This is a genomic window from Cytobacillus sp. FSL K6-0129, from assembly GCF_038007625.1.
Classification (GTDB): domain Bacteria; phylum Bacillota; class Bacilli; order Bacillales; family Cytobacillaceae; genus Cytobacillus; species Cytobacillus kochii.
The window spans coordinates 2,613,260-2,635,966 of the sequence record NZ_JBBOXM010000001.1; the positions used below are offsets into that span (position 1 = coordinate 2,613,260).

Consider the following 22,707-nt stretch of genomic DNA (forward strand, 5'->3'; position numbering starts at 1 on the left):
CCCCTACATCCCTACACCTGTATTTTTGTTTGAATTAGTATTTTTTTCGGTAACAAAAACATCTTCACGCTTCAAAACCGATATAGATGTCTTGAAAAATATCTTAATATCTAGCCACCAAGAGAGATTATCAATATAGTAAATATCATTTTGGATTCTTTCTTTCCAAGGAACCGTGTTTCTAAAGTAAGCTTGATTATATCCTGTAACACCAGGTCTAATTTCAAGCTTCCTTTCCTCGTTACCCTCATATAATTCACGATGTTCTGGTAAATCTGGTCTGGGACCAATAATACTCATATCACCCTTAATAATATTTAACAGCTGTGGTGTTTCATCAAGGCTTGTTTTGCGTATAAACTTTCCAATCTTCGTTAACCTAGGGTCATCTTCTGCATTAAAAGTTGAACCATCTTCATTTCTAAGGTCAGGAGCATTCATTTTCATAGAACGAAACTTATACATTTTAAATACTTTTCCATCCTTACCAAGACGAGGGGCATTATAAAAAATTGAACCTTTATCTTGAAAGTAAATAATTGGGCCTATAATTAATAGAATAATTAACCAAAATGGTAAGGCTACTAAAGCTAATAATAAATCAATGATTCTTTTGAATAATTTCTTATACATCTAGTAACCCACCTTAAAGTTCATTTAATACTTCTCTTAGATTCTCTACAACATACTCCACATCTCCACCACTCAATAAAGTATGAAGTGGAAGCGTAATTTCATTTACATATTGCTTATAAGCATTCGAATAATCCTTAATATCAAATCCTAAATTCCTATAAGCCGTAAACAAAGGCAATGGCTTATAGTGAACATTACAGGAAATACCCAAATCAGCCATCTTAATAATAACTTCATTTCTCTTTTTTTCACTGATTTCAGGAATTCTTATTAAATAAAGATGACCTGAAGAAGTAAAGTCATCCCCGTAATGCTCTAAGCTTTTAATACCTAGTGGACGAAGTACTCTATCATACATCCCAATAATCTCTCTACGTCTTTCCAACAATCCTTCATATCTATCTAACTGTATTAAACCAATACTAGCCATAATATCAGTCATATTACATTTATAAGCAGGATAAACAATATCATATTCCCATGAACCTTTTTGAGTTTTGGCAAGTGCATCTTTTGATTGACCATGAAGACTATACAGCATGAACTGCTTATAAAGCCATTCATCATCTAAACCACGATTATTACTCCATACAACAGCTCCACCCTCAGCCGTTGTGAAATTCTTGACGGCATGGAAAGAGAAGCAAGTAAAATCAGCAACCTGCCCACATTTCATCCCTTTTCTCTCCGCACCAAAAGCATGAGCAGCATCCGTCATAACAATTACTCTATTAAAAAGCCACTGTAGTTCATTATTAGGTTTGAATAATTGCTTCTTGCTTTCTACTATTTCAAAGATAGTATCGTAATCACACATCTTGCCTGCGATATCTACAGGAATTATCGCTTTAGTCTTTTCTGTTATTGCTTCTGCTAATTTAGAGTAATCCATTTCAAAAGAATCTGGCGCAGTATCAACTAATACTATTTTAGCCCCAACATGCTCTATTACAGATGCAGATGCTGTATATGTATAAGCTGAGGTGATTACTTCATCTCCCGGCCCTATTCCTAAGATACGAAGTGTAAGCTCCATAGAAGCTGTTGCAGAATTTAAGCAGACAGCTTTATTAACGCCTACATATTCAGCTATTCTTTTTTCAAGCTCTTTAGTTCTTGGTCCAGTTGTAATCCAACCAGACTTCATTGCTTTTATAACTTCTTCAATCTCCGCATCCGTGATATCCGGTGGAGAAAATGGTATATTTCTTAATTGGGTATCAAGCATTTTAATAGCCTCGCTTTATTCAAATTTTTATCAAAGCTTATTATTTAGTATGTTAGGACTTAATAGAAATCTATGAATCTCCCTTTTCAATCAACTACTAACGTACTAAAGTTTGTTATCTATTATCTGATAGCCACCTCGTATTTTATTTTCATCCTAAATACAAAGAAGCAGTTACAGCGAAATTGCCCTAAGTGCTCGTATTTCTAACATCACAAATAACTAGTAAACCATAATGTAACTCCCAAACGCTTTAAACTCTATCAGTAATAACAATTCATTTCATATAATTCGTTACTTCATATAAATAACAGGGCATCCAACCCCACCTCACACCACACTACCGACAACCAAGTGTCTAAGGTCTATCCAAAACCCACAGCATAACCGAGTGCCTTCATTGATAAAGGTTAGAAGACATCACCTTTTTCGTTTCTTTAATCGATTTTTTGTGAAAAAATCCGAGAATCTACTATTATATAGTGCTGTTTTTGTGTTCGTTTATTATTTCGTCTAGGAAGGTTAGTAGTTCTGGTTGTAGTGCTTTGTTTTTGAGTGCCATTTCGATGGTTGTTTTGATGAATCCGAGTTTTTCGCCGACGTCATGGCGCCTGCCTTCGAAGTCGTAGGCGAAGACGCGTTGGATTTGATTTAATTCCTGGATGGCGTCGGTTAGTTGGATTTCACCGCCTGCTCCTCGTTGTTGTTTTTCAAGGAACAGGAAGATTTCTGGCGTGAGCACGTATCTTCCCATGATTGCTAGATTAGAAGGAGCCGTTCCTTCTGCTGGTTTTTCAACAAAGTGATTAACTTGGTAGCGACGATTGCTTTGTATCGCTGGGTCAATAATGCCATAACGATGCGTTTCTTCCATTGGGACAGTTTGCACACCGATGATGGAGGAAAGGGTTTGATCGTATTCATTGATGAGCTGTTTCAGACATGGTGTTTCTGCTTCAACAATATCGTCACCAAGAAGGACGGCAAATGGTTCGTCGCCGATGAATTTGCGGGCACACCAAACAGCATGTCCTAGCCCTTTCGGTTCTTTTTGGCGAATATAGTGAATATCGACTTTCGAAGGCTCTTTCACTTTTTCGAGCAAGTCGAATTTTTGCTTCTGTAACAAGTTTTCTTCTAGTTCATAGGAATGGTCGAAGTGATCCTCGATTGCTCTTTTTCCTTTTCCTGTGACAATAATGATATCTTCAATACCTGATGCTACCGCTTCTTCGACGATGTATTGAATCGTTGGTTTATCAACAATTGGTAGCATTTCTTTTGGCATCGCTTTTGTGACAGGTAGAAATCTTGTTCCTAAGCCTGCTGCAGGGATAATCGCTTTTTTTACTTTTTTCATTTCTACCACTCCTCATTTATTCGACTAGAGATAACATTTTATTCTTTCTACGATTAGCTAGATTCACGACAAACTCGCTGATTTCTTGCTGGTTCATTTTTGTAAATTCACTGATTAGATATTGAATTTCGTTCTCTTGTTCTAAGATGGCTTTGCCAATGAAAATTTTTGGGAAAACGGCCTCATCATGCACTTCTTTCTCGCCTAGTAGTTCTTCATACATTTTTTCACCAGGGCGGATTCCTGTATAACGGATCCCTATATCCTCAATATTATATCCGGATAGTTGGATTAAATTTTTGGCAAGGTCTACAATTTTTACCGGTTGTCCCATATCAAGAACGAAGATTTCTCCGCCCTTCGCTAACGAACCTGCTTGCAAAACCAATCTTGATGCTTCAGGAATCGTCATAAAGTAACGAGTCATATCAGGGTGTGTCACTGTTACGGGACCACCTTGTTGAATTTGCTTCTTAAATAATGGAATGACACTGCCTCGGCTACCAAGAACATTACCAAATCGTACAGCAACAAATTTCGTATCACTTTGTCGGTCGAGTTGCTGGACAATCATCTCGGCAATTCGTTTAGTTGAGCCCATGACATTTGTTGGATTCACTGCCTTATCGGAAGAAATCATAACAAATGTGCCTACGGAAAAAGTATCGGCTGCTTCAGCTACATTTCTCGTCCCTAGAATATTATTTTTTACTGCCTCTTTTGGATTGAATTCCATTAGTGGCACATGTTTATGTGCAGCTGCATGATAAACGACGTCAGGTTGATATATATCCATGATTTCAAATATGCGATCACGGTCTTGAATATCAGCAATGATCGGTACGATTTCGATTGTTTGTTCATACATTTTTCTTAGCTCGATATCAATCTGGTAAATCGAGTTTTCCCCGTGACCGAGGAGAAGAATTTTACTTGGTGAAAATTTACATATTTGCCTTGATACTTCAGAGCCAATGGAACCACCTGCACCCGTAACGAGCACGACTTTATTGGTTATTTTTTTTGAAATGCTCTCCATATCTAATTGCACTGGATCTCTGCCAAGTAAATCCTCCACTTGTACATCACGGAATTGATTAACGGATAGATTACCTACCATAATGTCTTCAATTCTTGGCATAATAACGGTTTTGGCACTCGTTTGTGCACACGCATCAAAGATTATTTGCATTTCTTCTTTTTTTAAAGAAGGGATTGCGATTATGATCTTATCAATCAGCAAGGTGTCTACCTTTTCGATGATTTGATGAGACTGACCAACGACAGGCACATTATGTATTTGCAGCTTATATTTCGTTCGATTGTCATCGATAAAGGCAACCGGCAATATTCCGGTTTCTGGGTGATTCTTTAATTGTTTAACAAGCATTGTACCAGCAGCACCTGCGCCAATAATTAGTGCTCGTTCCATTTGGTTTTGTGGCTTAATGTATCGATCACGATAAATACGCCAAGAAAATCTTGATCCACCAATCAGGAGGACATGTAACATCCAAGTCATAATCATGGCACGATAGCCCACATGACCTACTAGCAGTTGTTGAAGAATAATCGTAACGACGATGGAGAAGGTTACTGCTCTGACAATAGCAAGTAGCTCTCCGATACTAGCGTACTCCCAAGCTTTATCATATAACTTATAAATAAAAGCAAATACGTGATGACTCACGAGCAGGCTAATAGACGTTACGAGTAATAATTTAGAACTTAATAACTGCAAACTAGGATGCAAAGTAAAATAACTTATATATATAGCTGATAGCACAATAATGGAATCAAGTGCCACCCAAAAAGTCATCCTTTTTTGATAAGTCATTAGCCATCTCCCTCTTACCTAAATGATTTCTTCCTTTAGGATCGGGCCTACTTATTATGTAAATCATTTATCAGTGAACACCGTTCTTAATAAGGTAAAAGTTTTAGTATTATATACCTATATAAAAACCAAACAGCTTCACCGATAATAGACATAGCAAAACACGATAAGAAGATAGGTCCGTCCTATTTTCAATTTAAAACAACCCAAATACCCTCTTACGCTTGATTTTTTCGGGCATTTCCTTCATAACGTTTTCCCCGTTAAGGAGTAGCTCGGCATTTTCTGTGAAGAGGTAGACAATATCCGTTCCGTAAAGCTTGTCGAGGGTGTCGATTGCTTTATTGAAATGGAAAGGTCTGGTTGTTGTATTGTGTGCATCAGAAGCGATGAAATGGGTGAGATTCGCTTCGATGATTTGCTGCGTAAACTTTTTTACATTTTTGCCGAAGTGGCCGACGAGACTTCCGGCGGTCACTTGGGTGAGTGCTCCCTTTTTAACTAGGAAATATAATAGTTCCGGTTGTTCAATCAGCTGCTGGTTTCGTTCTGGGTGGACGATTATGGGTATAAGCCCTTCCAGCTGCATGTCATAAAACAATTTTTCTGTGTATTTTGGTACATGATTCGACGGAAATTCAATAAACATATAGTTGGTGTCTGCTAATGTTTGAATTTTCCCTTCTTGCCATTCCTGTAATACTTCCCCAAATATCCGCACCTCTTGTCCTGGATGAATAGACAGCGGGAAATCTTCTGCTTGCAATCTTTCGTTTAAATTATATGTCTCTCTAACAATCTTTTGTTTGTTATTTCTATACTTCTCTTGATAGTGAGGTGTGGCAATGATTGCAGTGATTCCTTCATTTATTGCCTGCTTTGCCATGTTGTATGATTCTTCAAATGTTTGTGCGCCATCATCTAAATGGGGTAGGATGTGGCAATGGATATCAATCATTACTTTCCTCCTTTTTATAATTCAAATATTATAAATTGACTGATTATTAAAAATGACAAAATGATAGTTTATATAGTCTCGTAAAAAGGGTGTGGTTTTTACGACCCATAGTAATAATAGTAATTTGATTTTTTCATATTCATCTTATTTAGAACAACCCCGAGGATTTTCCCCTTTGCAGACTGCAATAGTTCCTTCGCTTTTAATAGTTGTTCTCTCTCAGTCTTTTTACTCTGGGCAACGAGCACAGTGCCATCACATTTATTCGAAAGAATTTGTGCATCCGTTACAGCTAATAATGGTGGTGTATCAAATATCACGATGTCGAATAGCGTTGTCGCTTCTGCGATCACGCGATCCATCGCCCGTGAGCCAAGCATCTCCGATGGGTTCGGTGGAATGGGCCCGCTTGTTAGAATAAAGAGATTCTCTACTTCTGATTCTTGGACAGCATCTGCAAGGACCGTCTGTTGAGAGATAACATTAGCTAAACCTCTTGTATTCAGGACATTAAAGGTGTATTGCACAGTTGGTTTTCTTAAATCAGCATCAATAAGAAGTACTCTTTTACCTTGTTGAGCAAAAACAACAGCAAGATTAGCAGTAGTTGTCGACTTTCCTTCCCCTGGTCCTGCTGAGGTGATCATCATTGTACGAACATCTTCGTCGAGCGAGGAGAATTCAATATTTGTTCGAATCGTACGGTATTGCTCTGATATCGGTGACTTTGGTTGATGTTTCGTAATGATATTTCGTTTCAGCTGATTATTAAGCTTGTTCCGTTTTAGAGCCAACGTTACTCCTCCTCGTCTTTGGATTTTTTTGAATGTCTTTACCTTTCTCATTTCCTTCTTCAATGTTTGCCACTAATCCAAGGACCGGTAAACCAACGGCTTTTTCAATATCTTCTTCATTCTTTATTGTGTTATCCATATATTCAAGTAAAAACGCTAGACCCACACCAGCCATTAAACCAACTACAAATGCAATGGCAATATTCAATAATGGGTTGGGTTTGATTGGTGATTGATTCTCTGTTACCTCAGCATTGGCTAAAATCGAGACATTATCTATATTCATAATGTCTGGTATCTCACTTCTGAACACTTCAGCTGTTTTATTTGCAATGAGCGCCGCTTGTTCAGCACTTTCATCCTCCACTGAGATCTTTACAACTTGAGAGTTTTGTTCACTTTGGACGGATATTTTTTCATTTAATGCACTTGTTGAAACATTTAAGTTTAGCTCTTCCTTAACGATATCTAGTATCGCTGGGCTCTTGATGATGACGTTATATGTATTAATTAATTGTAAATTACCATCCAAATCACTTTTTGTTATTTCTTGATTATCTTTTGCTTGGTTCACTAAAATTTGTGTAGACGATTGATAGACCGGAGTTAATACAAAGTAACTGACCACCCCACTAATAAGGGCCGCCGCGATAGTAATTGACAGGATTAAGACGATTCTCTTTTTTAATGTATCATACAGTTCTTTTAGACTAATAGTTTCTTCCATTTGACCCTCCCAGTTAAGAACTAAGCAAAATTGATTATATCATATAAAATGCAACATTTGTTACATTATGTTATTTTTAAGGAAAAAATTTATAATTTTTTGGTACTATTGACTATATAATCTAGTATCCCACAATAAAAATGTAGGTTTTTAGGTATATTATTTCGAAATTGTGATGTTTTGTTGATTTTTCTGACTAAATAGGTTGAAAGGAGTGATTATATGAAAATAATATCCATCATATTAGCTGGATTACTCAGTCTAGTAATTATCGTGGTGAGCCACGTTACTTGGGTGGAAAGAACAAGCGTCAATGGAAATACGAATGTAAGTATGGGAGAAAAAGAGAGACAAAACGAGGATAAAGCAAACCAGTCACACTATTTAGGAATGGCTGCTAATTGGCCAGAAGGTGCCATCCAATCTTATGCAAATACATTAGAAAACAACGTCCCATATAACGTTGTGCTCGTTGGTTCTACTTCTACCACTGGTGAAGAAGACAGTTGGGCTGCGCAGTTATCAGCTAAATTACACGAACATTATCAAGAAACAATGAAGGTAGAAACCGTTCATTTTGATCGTTTTTCAGGTGACTTTAATATTGATGAAGTAGTCCGGTTATCACCTGATCTAGTATTAATTGAACCGTTCTTAATGAAAGATAATGATTGGTATGAGGACGTGACTGCACCGCTTGAGAATATCGACAACTGGAGAGAAACACTTTCAGAAATGAATCCAGAAGTAACCGTGATGTTGCAGCCTGCCAATCCATTTTATTTACCGCAAAAATATATGCAGCAAGTGGATGCGTTAGAAACGTATGCTTCTGTAAAAGGATTAACTTATATTAACCATTGGGAAGCATGGCCAAATACTAATGATCCATTCATACGAGAGTACTTGGAGGAAGATTACTACCCGAATGAACAAGGTCATCATCTATGGGTAGAATATTTACGAGAATATTTTATAGCAGAAGAGTGATTAAAACTGTATATACATCTCACGCTCAATGATTATAGCTTTACTAATATAATGCAAAAGGAGCCGAATGAAGGCTCCTTTTTTTACACTTATAACCCTGTCCAGTTCCAATAAGTAAAGTAAAACAAAATCATCAATATAAAATAAATCGGCATTAAGAACATATTTAACTTTAATAAAATATTGGCACGATAACTCATCGTGTCATGCTCATAGTATACTAATAGTGCCTTCGAACTGACCGGGAAAGTTAAGCAATAGTTCATCCCTACTAAGCTTAAAAAGAGCATGGAGGATGGCTCTAAATTAAGTGTCATACTAAGCATTAATATACCTGGCACCATCACTACAGCCCTTGTCGTATGAGAGGTAATATAAATGTGACTGGTAATAGCGATAAGGATGATAAGACTCACAAGACCCCATGCAGGGATAGGTGGAAAAGCACCAATTAGCTTGAATACTTCCTGCTCTATCCAGCTTACCGCACCTGTTTCCACCAGGTTCTTACCTAATGCTGTTGCAGCAGCGACAAATAAAATCAAATTCCACGATACAGCCTGTAAACCCTTCTTCCAGGTAATGACGCCATACTTAGGCAGCATAAAAATAAAGGCACCTACAATTGTAATCAAACCTATTTCATATCCATGAAGTGCTTCTGTTAGCCACAACAAAATCAAGACAGTTAAAAGAATAAGGGTTTGCTTCTCCTTTTTGGAAACAGGCTTTACTTCATATATATTGTTGATATTGTTCGCGTCAAATGGGGCTGCAGTTAATTCCTTTGAAAAAAATAATTTAAAAACAAAATATGTGATGAAACTGATGATCAAGGCAAAAGGGAGCCCCCATATCAACCAATTTATATAAGAGATACTATCTCCTGTCGTCTTCTCTAATATTTCTATCCCGATTAAATGTGAACCTGCTCCTAATAATGTCGAAGAGGTCGTCATTAAAATGATGACTGGTACGAACAATGCGATGATTTCTCTTTGTTGCTTATTCTTAACAAGATTCGCTATTTCTCTTACAATTGGCAACATGAGTACCGCCCTGCCGGAAGTGGAAGGAATAAAGATAGCCAATGGAAACAGAGACAACATCAAATACAATAATAGTTGGTTTGTGTTTTTTGCTTTATGAATGATCACTCGCGTCATTCGAAGAGATAGACCAGAAGAACTAAATGCTTCTCCAATAATAAAAGCGCCAATCATCAACCAAATGATTTCCGAAGAAAGAGATGAATAGAGCACATCTGTATTTGCCCCATTTAATAAAATGAGTAATAGTAATGCACCTAAAGCAACATAGGCGGCAGGAAGTTTTGTACATACCCATAAAGCTAGTGTAATAATGAAAACAATCATAGAAACCTTTGCATCATAAGCTATATTCTCTGTGAAAACAATGAATGAACACACAAATGAGAGAAGAATGACGATGATTTGTGTTACATTTGGCAGCTTAGTTAAGTATGTTTTAGTAGATTGTTGCTTGTTTTCTAGTAAACGATTAGATTTCATATGATACCTTTGCCCAATTTCCTTTCAGCAATACGATAGCCAACCTGAATTTGACGTACAGCTGCCTCTGCACAATCAGCAATTAAATTTGCTGCGTCTTCCATCGCCTTTTCTAATGAAGTTGGCTTCTGAATAATGCTCATATAAGCATCAATCCCACTTGTATAGTTTACCCATGCATCCTTTCCAATGGACCCAGTAATTGCAATCACCGGTATGCCCAATTGTTTTGCTAATCTAGCAACTTCCGCAGGAATCTTTCCGTTTGGTGTCTGTCTATCTATACACCCTTCCGCAGTTAATACAAGGTCAGCACCTTCTAGATGTTCTTCAATTTGAATATATTTCATAATAATTTCATAACGTGGAAATAGTTTTGCACCTGCAAATGCCACTAAACCTGCCCCTAATCCCCCAGATGCGCCACTACCTGGTAGCGTTTTCACATTATGCCCCGTAGCCTTCTCTATTAAATTAGCAAAGTGCGATAAACCATTAGCCAATATCTCTACTTCTAGTAAGGAAGCTCCTTTTTGGGGTGCAAATACGTGCGCCACTCCCTTTGGACCACAAAGTACATTATGCCAATTACACGCGACATTTATTTGTACTTGAGATAATCTAGGATCTATATTGGTTAAATCCATATATGCAATATCACTTAAGCAGCCCCCTCCCGTAATTTCTATTGGTTGATGATTTTGATTAAAAAATTTAGCGCCCAACGCTTGTGCCATACCCGCCCCACCATCGGATGTACCCGAATCACCACAGCCAAATAAAATATGAGTCGCTCCTGATTCTAAGGCAGCTAAAATTAATTCTCCTACACCATAAGTATGAGTATTTAAAGGGTTACGTTTGTGAAGAGGAACCATTCTAAGCCCAGCAATAGCGGCCATTTCAATTACGGCTGTTTTTACGTTGTTTTCCTCATACACCCCAAAGTATGTCTGTACTTTTTCACCTACAGGATTTGTGGCGTCAATAAATTTAAGTTCACCTTTCTTAATTTTAATAATTGTTTTGACAAAACCTTCTCCACCATCAACCATTGGAATAACATGCGTATCCACAGCGGAATCAAAACGCCTGATCCCTTTATCAATCGCACTCGCTACTTCCTCAGCTTCCAAACACTCCTTAAAACCAGATGGGATAATCACTATTTTCATTTTACTGCCTCCAAGTCATTTTTTTATTAGGAAAATGAGCCATTTCCATTTAAATCCGTCACTTCTAAGCTTTTTCACTTTCCTTGTTATCTTCTATACTAGTTTTTGAAGATGAGAACTCTATGTAAGAACTATGATAGTTAGATTAGAAATCAATAAGAATGAACCCAAATAATCAACCGTAATAAAAAAGGCATGTAAATGGTTCTCACCAAATACATGCCAGGCCTCATTAATCCAACTCTTTTTTTATTATCTCTCCAGTTTTTGCATTCATCTCTATTTCCACTTCGCCTTTTTTGGAATCAGCTTCAATTTCATAAACAATGAGACCATCTTCTTCATCCAGTTCAATTTCATTCACTTTACCGTTAGACGCCTTTTCTGCAATTGCTATCGCATCTTTTTCTTGTATGATCCGTTGCTTGATTAATTGCTTATCATCATCGTTAGCGTCGTCTCTATCTCTTTCGATATCATCATCTTCATTACCTTGATCCCTTTGGATAGAATCACCTGAAGAGGCATCTACTTTTACGTCCTGTACATCATCGTTATCGTCATCGTATCCCCTATCGTCAGATTGATTCTCCCCATCATCTTGTTTACTGATGGCAATGACATCCGCCTCTCCGGCCTGAGATACTTTTTCATCTAATTCTGTATTGATAGAAGTAGCATTTGTTTCATCATTATTTGTAGCCCCAACAGCAACCGCTCCACCCATAATTACACCAGTTATGATTAAACCAACAAAAATTTTATTTTTCATGATTAATATCCTCCTTTAATCTTCTGATTACTTATAATATAATCGCGTAAGATTAAGGAATGAGGTGAGTAACATTAGAATTTGCTAAAAAGTAAGATTAATCATCAAATGAAATAGTAGCTTTCCCTGTTAAAGTATGAACTTGTACGGTTGCCTCATTATCATCATCGGTTTCAATTTCAATGAGATAATAAGTTTGGCCTCCAATATTTTCAATTTCGATATCATCATCGACTGCCCCTTTTACATGTTCCAACGCGATTTTAATTGCTTCATCTTTAGAAATAGCCACTGGACGATCTTCTTCTTTTTGTTTGCCTTCTTCCGGGTTTTCTTCTTTAGGTTTTTCAGCTTTATCTTTTGAAACAATTGAACCTGTTACTGCATCTACTTTAACAATATACTCCTCTTTATTCTCCAGAACTTTAGCTACATAAACATCTTTCTGATTTTCGGTTTTTTTACTAATAGATAAAATATCATCGCTTGACAGTAATAAGATACTTTCTATTTCCTTTTCATTCTTTATCGTTTTATTACGATCATCACCGCCACTTGAGTTATCTCCAAGTTTCTTTAAAGATATTATATCTCCATTTTCTGCATTTAAAGAAACTTCATATATTCCGCTTTCTCTCGTCATTTTTATGTGATAAGCACTTTGTTGTAATTCGATATTTGTTACTTTGCTGCCTTTATACCTTTCCTCAATTAAGGAAAGGGCGTCATCTTTAGTAATTGTTTTCGCAGAAGTAGTTACTCCTTGCCATGTAACAATAATAATAAAGGTTGCGATGACAACTAACCCAAGAGTAATCCATAACCCTTTTCTTCTCATTATTATCCTCCATTCTATATCCCTTTCCTTTATTATCTAATAAAAAAATTAAAAGAAAATGAGAAAGCACTGATCGATTAATTAATTTTTGTTTTCCTATGTTCGTTATTAAACACCATGGTAACCGTTGTTCCTAGATTTTCAACACTTTGTAATTTTATCTCAATGGCTAAAGCGTCGGCAATTTCCTTCGCTAAAGAAAGTCCAAGTCCGACTCCTCCTGTTTTTCTGGACCTTGCTTTATCAATACGGTAAAAACGTTCAAATATTTTGGGAAGCTCATTCTCATCTATACCTATTCCACGGTCAGAAACATGAATAAGTATTTCTTCGTTACTATTCTCACTCAAAGTGATTGTAATTTCATCATTACTATACTTTCTTGCGTTATCAAGGAATATAAAAAGTAATTGCTTTAACTTTTGTTCATCTGAGTAAATGGACGCATTGCCATCAATTTCACTTTCAAAAATAATCCTTCGATTGTAGCCGTTCTGGAAAGCTTTTGCTGAATCTACCAAAAAGTCGCTTAGGCTAATTTTGGTTGTTTCTATATTCCATTGTTGATTATGTTGTGCTAGGAGTAATAGTTGTTCTGTCAAATTTTTCATTCTAATGGCTTCAGAATGAATCGCTTCAATTGATTCTTTAAAAAGTTCCTCATCATGCAATCCTCGTCTTTTTAAAAGACTGGTATAGCTTTCAATTACAGTTAGTGGTGTTTTTAGTTCATGGGAAGCACTTGAAGCAAATTGTTTTTGCTTATCAAAGTTGACCTCGAGTAAATCAATCATATGATTAAAAGTCGTACCCATTTCATGCAATTCGTCATTGGAATCTTTATTTAATGGCAGCCGTTTAAATTTCCCACTTTCTCTAATTTCACTCATCGTCTTAATCATTGAAGTAATCGGCGCAATAATAAGGTTGCCTAATAACCTACTAGAAATAATAACTGGAATCATCGCAACTAAGGTTACAATGATTAAAACCAACCGTAATACTTTTAAATTTTCTGTCGTTCTTACAATGCTTTTGGCGATTTGCAGGTTAGCTATTTCACCATTGCTCAAAATAATCGGAATCGAACCAAAAGTATATGAGGTTTCACCCTCTTTAATCTCGACATTTAATGAGGAACTAAATGATTTCTCTATGTTATGAGCCTCTTTATTAAAAGAAGGATCCACAAATGTACTAGCTGCTTTTTGGCTATCCTCATAAACGATACGAACCATACCGTCGATAGGAATATAAGCCCGAAGTAACGTGTCCATTGGTACCGTGGCAAGTGACTGATCGATTTCAGCAGCATTTCTTTCCAATTCCAGTTTCCCACGGTCAAGTTCACTATTCATCATCATATTGCTAAACAGCAAATAAATAGAGATATTCATGACGATTAGTAATATGATGAACAAGATAGAAGTATATAGATTGATTTTGTTTTTTAACTTCATTTCATCTCCCTTATTACATAACCTACACCTCGTACCGTATGGATAAGCGCAGGGAGATTTTCAACGTCAATTTTCTTCCTTATATATCGAATATAAACATCAACAACATTTGTATCACCAATAAAATCATATCCCCAGACTGCTTCAACAATTTGATCACGATTCAGTACTTGTCGTTTATTTACCAATAAATAAACAAGCAAATCAAACTCCCTCGGTGTCAATTCAATAGATGTATCCCCACGAAAAACTTCTCTTGTTTTCTCATTCACTTTTAAATTAGCAATCGTAAGCACATCTTCTTCATTTTCTACTTCCTCAGTGACTTTATTTCGGAATGCCACACGGACTCTGGCCAGCAACTCTTCTATTTGAAAAGGCTTTGTTATATAATCATTCGCACCTAAATCTAATCCAGAGACTTTGTCTTCAACTGAGCTTTTCGCAGTTAAAAGTATGACCGGTGTATGGTTATCATTAGCCCTAATTCTTCTTAACAACTCTATTCCGCTAATCCCCGGAAGCATAATATCTAATAATACGAGATCCCATATTTTGCTTTTATAAGTATGGAATCCTTCTAACCCATCAAGCGCTTTTGTCACTTCATATCCTTCATATTCCAGCTCTAATTCTAATAACCGTGCAATTTTTTCTTCATCTTCAATGACGAGAATTGATTTTTTGTCCATTAAATACCCACCCTTTACAATCCACTTTATGATTGATTGTAGATTCTTTTTATTAAGATTCTATTACTTTATGAATATATTTATATTAATACCTTTCAACCCCAGTTTCTGTTAAAATCCGTGTTTATTAAACGGCCAAATGGCTCATTTCTCATCATTTTTTAAAAGAGGCAATTAAATATGAGCTTTCTTTTTTTGAAAGGACTTATCTAGTACAATCGTTTGTTTTTGAATTGAGACTTTTATTGGATGAATTTAACCGGAGCATTTGTTATGGTTAATTAAAATTATATTTACAGGAGATGAAATTGCATCATGTATAAATGGCAACTTGCACTAATTACTGGGATACTGCTCCTCTCTGCTTGTAACAGTAATTCCGGTGAGGAATCGGACATGAATAAAGAGAAGACCCATGAAGTGTCTCAATCATCTGATGAAAAAGAGGCAAACTCAAAATCAGGTAACCATTCAGTCCCTGTACAAAACATAGCAAATGATAAGATTTCTAACGAAAAGGATTTGTCTTCATTACCAGAATACGGCAAAATCATAGAACTAATCGGTGATCAAGATTATCTCTTCACAAAAGAATCAGATACTGGAAGTAAACGCGTGTTTATTATTGAGCAAAATGGTGAAAAACAATATAAAACTATCTTCATCAAGAAAACAAATCGACTTAAAGTGATAAAAATTCACGGTAATGGCGGAGAAGTTTTCAACCAAATATTACCATAAAAAGAATGACAGAAAAGACACTAATAGCAGGTGGAAGTAATGAAAGTCGACCGGACCCTTTGAGGTTATTCTTTAAGTATTTATACATTTCTATGGCATGAAAGAAGTTTAAGGAAATTCGCGCCATGATTTCCTATCCGATTCAAACCAATTGTTTCTAGGTAACTTGCACATCTTCATACCTGTTGTTCGCATTTTGGCTTTGCCCATACCTTTTCCCCAAAGGTATAGGTATAACTTATGCTCATGTGTTTGGTTGTAAAGAGGCTAGAGCAAAACAAACACAATAGAAACTAATTTTCCTCACATTGTTCGCCGGAACTTAATAAAGAGTGACACCATTTTAGGGTCACTCTTTGTTTCATCATTTCACTGACGGGTGTTTTTTCCTTGCAAGGAATAACATGATGGTACCTGCTAGTAAGATCGTCATACCCATTGCTAAATAGTTATAGCTGTTGGTTGACGTATTTGGTAGAGACTTACCTGTTTTCTCCTCTGGTTTGGCGCCAGATTTCATTTGTTCTTTTTTCCCTTTGATGACATCTGATGGTGTTTTACCATCAGTTGGTTTTTTATTACCATTGCCTGGGTCTGGTTTTTTCGTTGGTGGAGGAGGGGTGTTGCCCTCGCCCGTTCCGTCTTCATCTATTGTTGTTGTTGCTTCTGCATAAGTATAACCAAGGATTTCATATTCTTCGTCATAGGCCATCAATTCAATAGTGTATGTTGTGTCTTTCTCAAGTTCTGTCCAAATATGCGAGAGTGTATCTGCATCCACGATTTCATACTCTTCTCCATTTAGAGAGATTTCATATTCATAGACTGCTCCTTCACCATCGTATATCCATTCTGTTTCAATAGAGTCCTCTGTTGCTTCTACTTTTGTGAAGTAAAGATCTTCACTAATCGTGAATACATAATCGAAATAAATTTCAATTTCTTCTCCATCCGCATTTAGTGCTGCAATAGCAACTTCATACGGCGTTCCCGGAGATAGTCCAGTAAATACATAACTAGATTCTGTTCCAGGTACTGTATCTACTAATTCACCATCTATATACAATTCATAATCTGCTACTTCTTCTTCCCCAATATATTCCCATTCTGCATAGATTGAATCATGCGTCGCTGTTAAAGAGGTAAAGCTTAAGTTCCCCATTTCTTCTTCATAGAAAACTTCCACACCGCGCATTCTTAATTCTTTAATCACTTCCATCGCTTTCGATCCTTCCGAAATGTCAAGCGTTGGGACCGAGATGAAAGAGACAATAGCTAAGTAAGGTAAATCTAGTAATGGCGAAATATCCGTAATAGCTGTTTCATCCATTGCTAAGAATAATAGATTATTACCATTCTTAAGTGGCGTAATGTCAGTAATAGCATTACCCGAAATAATAAGACCTTGTAAAACATGAGCATTCTCAGAATTTAACCAATCAAGATTCGTCATATTTGTATAATCTGCAAGTAAGAATAGTAACTGTAATTTCGCTAGTGATTTGAAATCACTAATTGGATTATCCGATACGATTAAGTATTGCAGATTGGCTGCTTTTTCGATTCCTTTAAGACTTGTTAGTTCATTATCATATAGTGATAATTCGATTAAGCTACTTGGCAAAACAGGGAGCTTCTTATATCCATTGCTATCTGCTGAAAGCGATTGTAAGTTAGGTAAACCTTGTATTGGTGATAAATCGAGTCCAGGATTGTAGGAAGCAACAAGCATATTCAAGTTTGTTAAGCCCGACAATGGTTTTAAATCTTTCACTTTCGTGTCATCAATAAATAATACCGATAACTTACTCAAGCCTTTAATCGCTGTTAGATCACTGACTGGGTTCCCTGTTATCGATAGCTCTCCAAGGTTTGTAGCCAGCTCTAGTCCAGCTAAATTCCGAACACCTTCATAATCAACATACAGTGAAGTTAAATTTTTCATATCACTTTCATATATGTCACGGCTAATGCCAAGAGTCATCTTAATCATGTCTCTTAACCCTTTATCCTTAATCGACACTTTTTTTCCTTCAGGTAATTTTGCCGTTTTCACATCCATTGTTGCCCGACCAATTAATTGTTTACCGTCGTAAGCCTTAATAACGATATTATAGGTTGTATCTGCCTTTAAGTTCTTAAATACATGTTCTTCTAAACCAGATACTTTCGTTTCTTTCCCGTCAATAGAAACAATATAATGATCTGGGTACAAATTGAAATTGGCTTCAGGCCAGTAACTCCAATACACTTGGATACTTGATTCATTGACAAATCCACGCTCTACCATCATATTTACATCATCTGCTTCATTGCTGTACACGGTTACGCCTTTTGCAGTTAAATCTTTCAGTACAGCTTGTGCCCCAGCATTTTCACCAATCCAAGGCAGACCATAAGCATAAACTGTTTGAAGATTCGTTAATTTTTTTAGGAAATCCAGGTTGGCTAGTGAAGTATGAGAGATATTTAATTCCACTAAACTTTTACTAAAAATACTTGTATCTTTAATAGCTAATCCTGTGACATCAAGGTCTTTTAACTTTGTTAATGCTTTGATTGGTGTTAAATCAGCAATGTCATTATAACCGAGATGCAATGTTTCTAAATTTGTCGCAAATTGTAATCCTTCAATAGATGTTACCCATAAATTCGAGATTGATAGACTGGTTAAACGGTCTAAGTCAGCTTGATAAATAGCGCGCTTTAACCCTAATTCATCTTTAATTGCTTGCTCAAGGGTACTGTCTTCGAATGGAATAACTTCTCCTGTAGGTACTGCCGATGTTGTTACTTCTACCTCTGCTGAAGATACTACACTACCCTTTTGAACACCTTCTACTTTCACTTTATATGTAGTAGCAGGGGCTAATTTCGTTAATGCATAGGTTGTTTTATTTGGTGAAACGACTTCTTTTAAATTGCCATCAACGTATAATCTAAATTCATCAACATCCACTAAACTCCACGAAATGTCAGCTGTTGTATCAGTTATCTTATGAGCAACAATATTTAAGGAAGGGACAGTTTCATCTTTTACTGCTGCTTCTTCATCCGCAACTTGTTCTTCTTCCTCAACAACTGTTTCATCTTCTTTTGGTGACTCTTCGCTAGCTTCCTCTTCTACAACCGGCATTTCAACCGTTAACGTTGTTTCGTTACTTTGCGCCTTACCTTGCGCAATCGCATAAGTCACTGTATCTCCAGGTTTCACCTCAGAATCAATCAATTCATATATACGATAAACGCCATCTTCCCCAGTTTGTTCTTGACTCATTTCTGGTTGGCTGGCAAGAACCGAACGTTCTCCGTTTTTAACGAGGGTGAACAATTCTGCATTCTCATTTGCAGATTCTTCATATTTCACTCGCCATTTCAATTTCACTTGCCCATCAATATATTCTGGATTTTGCAATTGAATATCTAATGGTTTTTCCACATCAGTTGTTCCTGGTGAAGTCGGTGTTTCCTCCGTACTCTCTGTCTCCGCTAGAACGGATGCAGGGATGAAAGAAAAAACGAGCATCATGGATAAAAGTAGATGGATAGCTTTTTTCATTTCCAATTCCCCTATTCTCTCTATTTTTAGAAATATATTCCTTTCAATACAGATGTATCATATAACGAATAGATGGGCTTGTATAGATACTTACGATAAAATATTTTTCGACATCATCCCTTGAGGAAAATAAAGGTTTTTGTCGAAACTTGACTAGGCTTGGTTGCTATCCCAATCACCGGAGTACTTGTTTGATAAGCGATTGCGCGGGATACGTCAGAGGATGTTTTGATCGTTGATTTACGATGTAGTCACGGCATGTGCTGCTTATCTCTCCCGAAGATTTGATCGGTTGGGGGGTTATAGGAGTGATAAATTTTTTTGAAAGGTAACTCCTCGAGAAAGGAGAATCGTGGATCGGGTTGGTAGCCATTGGGATAAGCTCTGTTGAGGCGATTCTGTCCGTTATCCTACCATTTTTTTTGGCTTACTTTGATTTTTGGTATGTTTCTCGGCTTTTCCTACCATTTTTTCTTGCTCACTCTGGTTTTTGGTTCGCTTCTCGTCGTACCCTACCATTTCTTCTTGCTTGCTCCGGTTTTTGGTATGCTTCTCGCTGTTTCCTTCCATCTTTTCTTGCTCACTCTGATTTTTGGTACGCTTCTCGGCTTTTCCTTCCATATTTTTTGGCTCGCTCTGGTTTTTGGTTCGCTTCTCGTCTTTCCCTACCATCTTTTCTTGCTCACCCCAGTTTTGGTACGCTTCTCGCTGTTTCCTACCAACTTTTCATGCTCTCTCTGGTTTTTGGTTCGCTTCTCGTCTTTCCCTACGATATTTTCTTGCTCACTCTGATTTTTGGCACATTTCTCGGCGTTTCCTACCATATTTTTCGGATCACTCTGATTTTTGGTACGCTTCTCGACGTTTCCTACCATCTTTTCTTGCTCTCTCCGGTTTTTGGTACGCTTTCCGCCGTACCCTACCATCTTTTCTTGCTCACCCCGGTTTTTGGTTCGTTTCTCGACGAATCCTACCATATTTTTCTGCTCACTCCGATTTTTGGTTCGCTTCTCACCGTTCCCTACCATCTTTTCTTGCTCACCCCGGTTTTTGGTTCGTTTCTCGACGAATCCTACCATATTGTTCGGCTCTCTCCGTTTTTTGGTACATTTCTCGCCGTTCCCTACCATTCTTTTCTTGCTCACTCCGATTTTTGGTTCGCTTCCCGCCGTACCCTACCATATTTTCTTGCTCTCTCCGGTTTTTAGTACATTTCCACAAAACCCCCCCTCAACGCAGCACCCCTCTCTTTTCCACTACACCCCCATGTTATTACATCAAGCATCTAAAAATAATAAAAGGCTGGAACCACCGAGTCCCAACCTTCAACTTTGTTCTTTTTTAGAAACGATCTTTGTTTTTCTCAAATGTATCTTTCACTTTTTCGATGACGATTTTACTGCCACCTTGTTCTTCGACACCTTCAACCATCATTGAGATAAGGAGATGAGGGTCATCCGGGTTATAGGCAACAAACCAGCCGTTTTCTTTACCCTCTTCATCAGCGGTTTGTTTCAGTTCCGCTGTCCCCGTTTTCCCTGCTAGCGGGTAGCCTTCAATACGTGCCGTACGTGCTGTACCGCCTGGTTCGTTCACTACTTTATTCATCGATTCAGCTACAGTTTTAACGGTAGTTTCATCAATTATATTTTCCTTCCATACTTGGCTCTTTTCTTCATCATTCAGGAGCAAGATCGGTTTAATCATTGACCCATTATTGATAAAAGGTGTATAAGAAGTAGCCAAGTGAAGGATGCTCATTTCAACATGTCCTTGTCCATAACCGGAGTCGGCAATTAATGTTTCTTTATCCAGCTCGCCGATTGTAGAAGATTCGAGTGGATAGGCAAAGGGAATATCCTCTGTAAAGCCAAATTCTTTTAACCCAGCAGTTAATTTGTCTTTTCCTAGCTCTAATGCTGCCCTTGCAAAGTAAATATTATCCGAATACATCATCGCCAAATCGAAATTGACTGGCTTTCCAGGATCGCTTACCCTTGTGATTCGGTAATCACCCCAGCGATTATCATCCGGCCACTGCAAGCCCTTCACTTCTATTGTATCTTCAGGTTTAATGGCTCCTTCTTTTAATGCAAGCGCACCTGTTATTGGTTTAATCACGGAACCTGGTGCATACGTGTGTTGAAAACGATTCAAGAATGGATTATCACCACTCTCTTCTAGCTCTTCTAATTGAGAGGCAGAGTATCCAAGTGTTGCTTGATTCGGATCGAACCCTGGACTAGAGACAAGGGCCAATGTTTCACCAGTAACAGGGTCAATGGCGGCCGCAGTGCCTGGCTTATGATCCAGTTCTTTATACAAGTCCTCTTGTAATGTGAGGTCAATGGTTAACTGAACGTTGCTACCATTTTCTACTGGTGTTTCGGCCACTACTACCTCTGAACCGTCCTCTTTCTTAATCCCTATTAAGACACCATTTGAACCACGCAGCTTTTCCTCATATACTTTCTCTAAGCCGCGGCGTCCGATGACATCATTACTGCCATATCCTTTTCCTTCGTGTTCCTCCAAGTCGTCAGCCGTCACTTGAGCGACATTACCAATTAAGTGTGAGGCCGCCTCGCCGCCAGGGTATACTCGACCTTCAATATCCTTTTTTAATACACCTGGTATGCTCATCAAGTTATTTAATAGTTCTTCTTGATTCGTCGCAATTTTCTTGATTGGCACAAATTGATTTGCCTGTACCCAACTCGCACCTAGTTTATCCTTAACAGAGTTCTCTGAGATCTCAAGTAATTTTGCCACTTGCTTAACCGTTTCATCTTCAGAGTCCATTTGTTCTGGGACAATGCCGATTTCTAAAATCGTCCCATTGAAAGCAAGTGGATCGCCTGAACGATCGACAATTTCTCCCCGTTTTGCCTTCACTGTGTTGTATGTAATTTCATCATTCGGGCCAAGTTCAGGGAAAATATAAGTCGTATCCCATTCAATATACCAATTTTCCTCATCGTCTCTCTCTTCTTTAACTAATGTTGCTTGATGTTCAAAGGCAATCTCTCCTGCTAAACTATCCATTTTTGCCGAAAAGGGTAGTTGTAATGATTGCTGATCTGTATCTTGTTCTTTCTCTGATTTTTTATGTGAAATGTCTAAGTTAGCAATGCCTAAATCTGTATATACTTTTTCATAGCGACTGACAAAGTCTTCTTCACTAACTGATTCCTTTGCCTCTTTTGAGAGCATGCCATACATTTTTGCGAACTCTTCTTTATTCCAATATTCTATATATTGAGATAACCGTTGTTCTGGATCAACCTCTTTATTGCATGCGCTAAGAATGGCTAAAACCGTAATGGCCACAAATAAATAGACTATCTTTTTCATGTCTCTCCCCCTCATCAACCATTTTAACACTACGGTCACTTTCATACCATATAT

At 37.4% G+C, this 22,707-nt stretch carries 19 protein-coding genes; 2 read left to right on the forward strand and 17 right to left on the reverse strand.

The genetic code is table 11. The features are described from left to right. Positions 1–3: 3 nt before the first annotated feature. The 7 genes from MHI57_RS13070 to MHI57_RS13100 form a co-directional block, all read right to left on the reverse strand. A complete protein-coding gene (locus MHI57_RS13070) occupies positions 4–633 on the reverse strand; it encodes a sugar transferase (RefSeq protein ID WP_340976723.1) in 630 nt (209 codons plus the stop codon). A gap of 13 nt (positions 634–646) precedes the next feature. Then, entirely contained in the window at positions 647–1,864 is a 1,218-nt protein-coding gene (locus tag MHI57_RS13075; protein WP_340976725.1) for a DegT/DnrJ/EryC1/StrS family aminotransferase, read from the reverse strand. Between the two features lie 475 nt (positions 1,865–2,339). Beyond that, positions 2,340–3,224 carry a UTP--glucose-1-phosphate uridylyltransferase GalU gene (gene galU / locus MHI57_RS13080; RefSeq protein WP_289434812.1) on the reverse strand — a complete coding sequence of 295 codons (885 nt, stop codon included), beginning with the start codon at positions 3,222–3,224 and terminating at the stop codon, positions 2,340–2,342. A gap of 16 nt (positions 3,225–3,240) precedes the next feature. After that, on the reverse strand, positions 3,241–5,061 hold the full coding sequence (locus MHI57_RS13085) for a polysaccharide biosynthesis protein (RefSeq protein WP_340976727.1): 1,821 nt from the start codon (positions 5,059–5,061) through the stop codon (positions 3,241–3,243). Between the two features lie 196 nt (positions 5,062–5,257). Then, positions 5,258–6,019 (reverse strand): tyrosine-protein phosphatase, encoded by a 762-nt coding sequence (locus MHI57_RS13090; RefSeq protein WP_340976729.1) that lies wholly within the window; start codon positions 6,017–6,019, stop codon positions 5,258–5,260. A gap of 98 nt (positions 6,020–6,117) precedes the next feature. Next, entirely contained in the window at positions 6,118–6,813 is a 696-nt protein-coding gene (locus MHI57_RS13095; RefSeq protein ID WP_340976731.1) for a CpsD/CapB family tyrosine-protein kinase, read from the reverse strand. Then, a complete protein-coding gene (locus tag MHI57_RS13100) occupies positions 6,788–7,540 on the reverse strand; it encodes a YveK family protein (RefSeq protein ID WP_340976733.1) in 753 nt (250 codons plus the stop codon). Before MHI57_RS13100 ends, MHI57_RS13095 begins: the two co-directional genes overlap by 26 nt. Before the next feature lie 222 nt (positions 7,541–7,762). Between MHI57_RS13100 and MHI57_RS13105 the strand changes: the two genes are divergently transcribed. Further along, complete coding sequence (locus MHI57_RS13105) at positions 7,763–8,530, forward strand: SGNH/GDSL hydrolase family protein (protein WP_340976735.1); 768 nt, start codon at positions 7,763–7,765, stop codon at positions 8,528–8,530. A gap of 89 nt (positions 8,531–8,619) precedes the next feature. Here the strand turns inward: MHI57_RS13105 and MHI57_RS13110 are convergent, their stop codons facing one another. The 6 genes from MHI57_RS13110 to MHI57_RS13135 form a co-directional block, all read right to left on the reverse strand. Beyond that, positions 8,620–10,062 carry an SLC13 family permease gene (locus MHI57_RS13110; RefSeq protein WP_340976736.1) on the reverse strand — a complete coding sequence of 481 codons (1,443 nt, stop codon included), beginning with the start codon at positions 10,060–10,062 and terminating at the stop codon, positions 8,620–8,622. Then, positions 10,059–11,237, reverse strand: a complete 1,179-nt coding sequence (locus MHI57_RS13115; RefSeq protein ID WP_340976737.1) for a glycerate kinase family protein — start codon at positions 11,235–11,237, stop codon at positions 10,059–10,061. The genes MHI57_RS13110 and MHI57_RS13115 overlap by 4 nt, the downstream gene beginning before the upstream one ends. A 232-nt stretch (positions 11,238–11,469) precedes the next feature. Then, complete coding sequence (locus tag MHI57_RS13120) at positions 11,470–12,009, reverse strand: PepSY domain-containing protein (protein ID WP_322909805.1); 540 nt, start codon at positions 12,007–12,009, stop codon at positions 11,470–11,472. 97 nt (positions 12,010–12,106) lie between these two features. Continuing rightward, entirely contained in the window at positions 12,107–12,847 is a 741-nt protein-coding gene (locus tag MHI57_RS13125; protein WP_224936699.1) for a PepSY domain-containing protein, read from the reverse strand. 77 nt (positions 12,848–12,924) lie between these two features. Next, positions 12,925–14,307 carry a sensor histidine kinase gene (locus MHI57_RS13130; protein ID WP_224936700.1) on the reverse strand — a complete coding sequence of 461 codons (1,383 nt, stop codon included), beginning with the start codon at positions 14,305–14,307 and terminating at the stop codon, positions 12,925–12,927. Further along, positions 14,304–14,999: a response regulator transcription factor gene (locus MHI57_RS13135; RefSeq protein WP_307316269.1), complete on the reverse strand. Its 696-nt coding sequence runs from the start codon at positions 14,997–14,999 to the stop codon at positions 14,304–14,306. The genes MHI57_RS13130 and MHI57_RS13135 overlap by 4 nt, the downstream gene beginning before the upstream one ends. Positions 15,000–15,314: 315 nt before the next feature. Here MHI57_RS13135 and MHI57_RS13140 point away from each other — a divergent pair, with 315 nt between their 5' ends. Beyond that, a complete protein-coding gene (locus MHI57_RS13140; protein ID WP_307316272.1) occupies positions 15,315–15,740 on the forward strand; it encodes a hypothetical protein in 426 nt (141 codons plus the stop codon). Positions 15,741–16,104: 364 nt separating this feature from the next. Here MHI57_RS13140 and MHI57_RS13145 read toward each other — a convergent pair whose 3' ends face one another. From MHI57_RS13145 to MHI57_RS13160, 4 genes are all read right to left on the reverse strand, one after another. Beyond that, positions 16,105–19,299, reverse strand: coding sequence for a fibronectin type III domain-containing protein (locus MHI57_RS13145; protein ID WP_340976743.1), 3,195 nt, complete (start codon positions 19,297–19,299; stop codon positions 16,105–16,107). Between the two features lie 405 nt (positions 19,300–19,704). After that, positions 19,705–19,971, reverse strand: a complete 267-nt coding sequence (locus tag MHI57_RS13150; protein WP_340976744.1) for a hypothetical protein — start codon at positions 19,969–19,971, stop codon at positions 19,705–19,707. Continuing rightward, the gene (locus MHI57_RS13155) at positions 19,965–20,378 is read right to left on the reverse strand and encodes a hypothetical protein (RefSeq protein ID WP_340976746.1); all 414 of its coding nucleotides are present in this window, start codon (positions 20,376–20,378) and stop codon (positions 19,965–19,967) included. The genes MHI57_RS13150 and MHI57_RS13155 overlap by 7 nt, the downstream gene beginning before the upstream one ends. A gap of 262 nt (positions 20,379–20,640) precedes the next feature. Then, complete coding sequence (locus MHI57_RS13160; protein WP_340976747.1) at positions 20,641–22,653, reverse strand: penicillin-binding transpeptidase domain-containing protein; 2,013 nt, start codon at positions 22,651–22,653, stop codon at positions 20,641–20,643. Positions 22,654–22,707 lie beyond the last annotated feature (54 nt).

Excerpts from the sequence above, each read along its gene's own strand:
- MHI57_RS13070 (WP_340976723.1), bottom strand. The coding sequence starts at position 633 with ATGTATAAGAAATTATTCAAAAGAATCATTGATTTATTATTAGCTTTA.
- MHI57_RS13075 (WP_340976725.1), bottom strand. The coding sequence starts at position 1,864 with ATGCTTGATACCCAATTAAGAAATATACCATTTTCTCCACCGGATATC.
- galU (WP_289434812.1), bottom strand. The coding sequence starts at position 3,224 with ATGAAAAAAGTAAAAAAAGCGATTATCCCTGCAGCAGGCTTAGGAACA.
- MHI57_RS13085 (WP_340976727.1), bottom strand. The coding sequence starts at position 5,061 with ATGACTTATCAAAAAAGGATGACTTTTTGGGTGGCACTTGATTCCATT.
- MHI57_RS13090 (WP_340976729.1), bottom strand. The coding sequence starts at position 6,019 with ATGATTGATATCCATTGCCACATCCTACCCCATTTAGATGATGGCGCA.
- MHI57_RS13100 (WP_340976733.1), bottom strand. The coding sequence starts at position 7,540 with ATGGAAGAAACTATTAGTCTAAAAGAACTGTATGATACATTAAAAAAG.
- MHI57_RS13105 (WP_340976735.1), top strand. The coding sequence starts at position 7,763 with ATGAAAATAATATCCATCATATTAGCTGGATTACTCAGTCTAGTAATT.
- MHI57_RS13110 (WP_340976736.1), bottom strand. The coding sequence starts at position 10,062 with ATGAAATCTAATCGTTTACTAGAAAACAAGCAACAATCTACTAAAACA.
- MHI57_RS13115 (WP_340976737.1), bottom strand. The coding sequence starts at position 11,237 with ATGAAAATAGTGATTATCCCATCTGGTTTTAAGGAGTGTTTGGAAGCT.
- MHI57_RS13120 (WP_322909805.1), bottom strand. The coding sequence starts at position 12,009 with ATGAAAAATAAAATTTTTGTTGGTTTAATCATAACTGGTGTAATTATG.
- MHI57_RS13125 (WP_224936699.1), bottom strand. The coding sequence starts at position 12,847 with ATGAGAAGAAAAGGGTTATGGATTACTCTTGGGTTAGTTGTCATCGCA.
- MHI57_RS13130 (WP_224936700.1), bottom strand. The coding sequence starts at position 14,307 with ATGAAGTTAAAAAACAAAATCAATCTATATACTTCTATCTTGTTCATC.
- MHI57_RS13135 (WP_307316269.1), bottom strand. The coding sequence starts at position 14,999 with ATGGACAAAAAATCAATTCTCGTCATTGAAGATGAAGAAAAAATTGCA.
- MHI57_RS13140 (WP_307316272.1), top strand. The coding sequence starts at position 15,315 with ATGTATAAATGGCAACTTGCACTAATTACTGGGATACTGCTCCTCTCT.
- MHI57_RS13145 (WP_340976743.1), bottom strand. The coding sequence starts at position 19,299 with ATGAAAAAAGCTATCCATCTACTTTTATCCATGATGCTCGTTTTTTCT.
- MHI57_RS13150 (WP_340976744.1), bottom strand. The coding sequence starts at position 19,971 with ATGGTAGGGAAAGACGAGAAGCGAACCAAAAACCAGAGCGAGCCAAAA.
- MHI57_RS13155 (WP_340976746.1), bottom strand. The coding sequence starts at position 20,378 with ATGGTAGGATTCGTCGAGAAACGAACCAAAAACCGGGGTGAGCAAGAA.
- MHI57_RS13160 (WP_340976747.1), bottom strand. The coding sequence starts at position 22,653 with ATGAAAAAGATAGTCTATTTATTTGTGGCCATTACGGTTTTAGCCATT.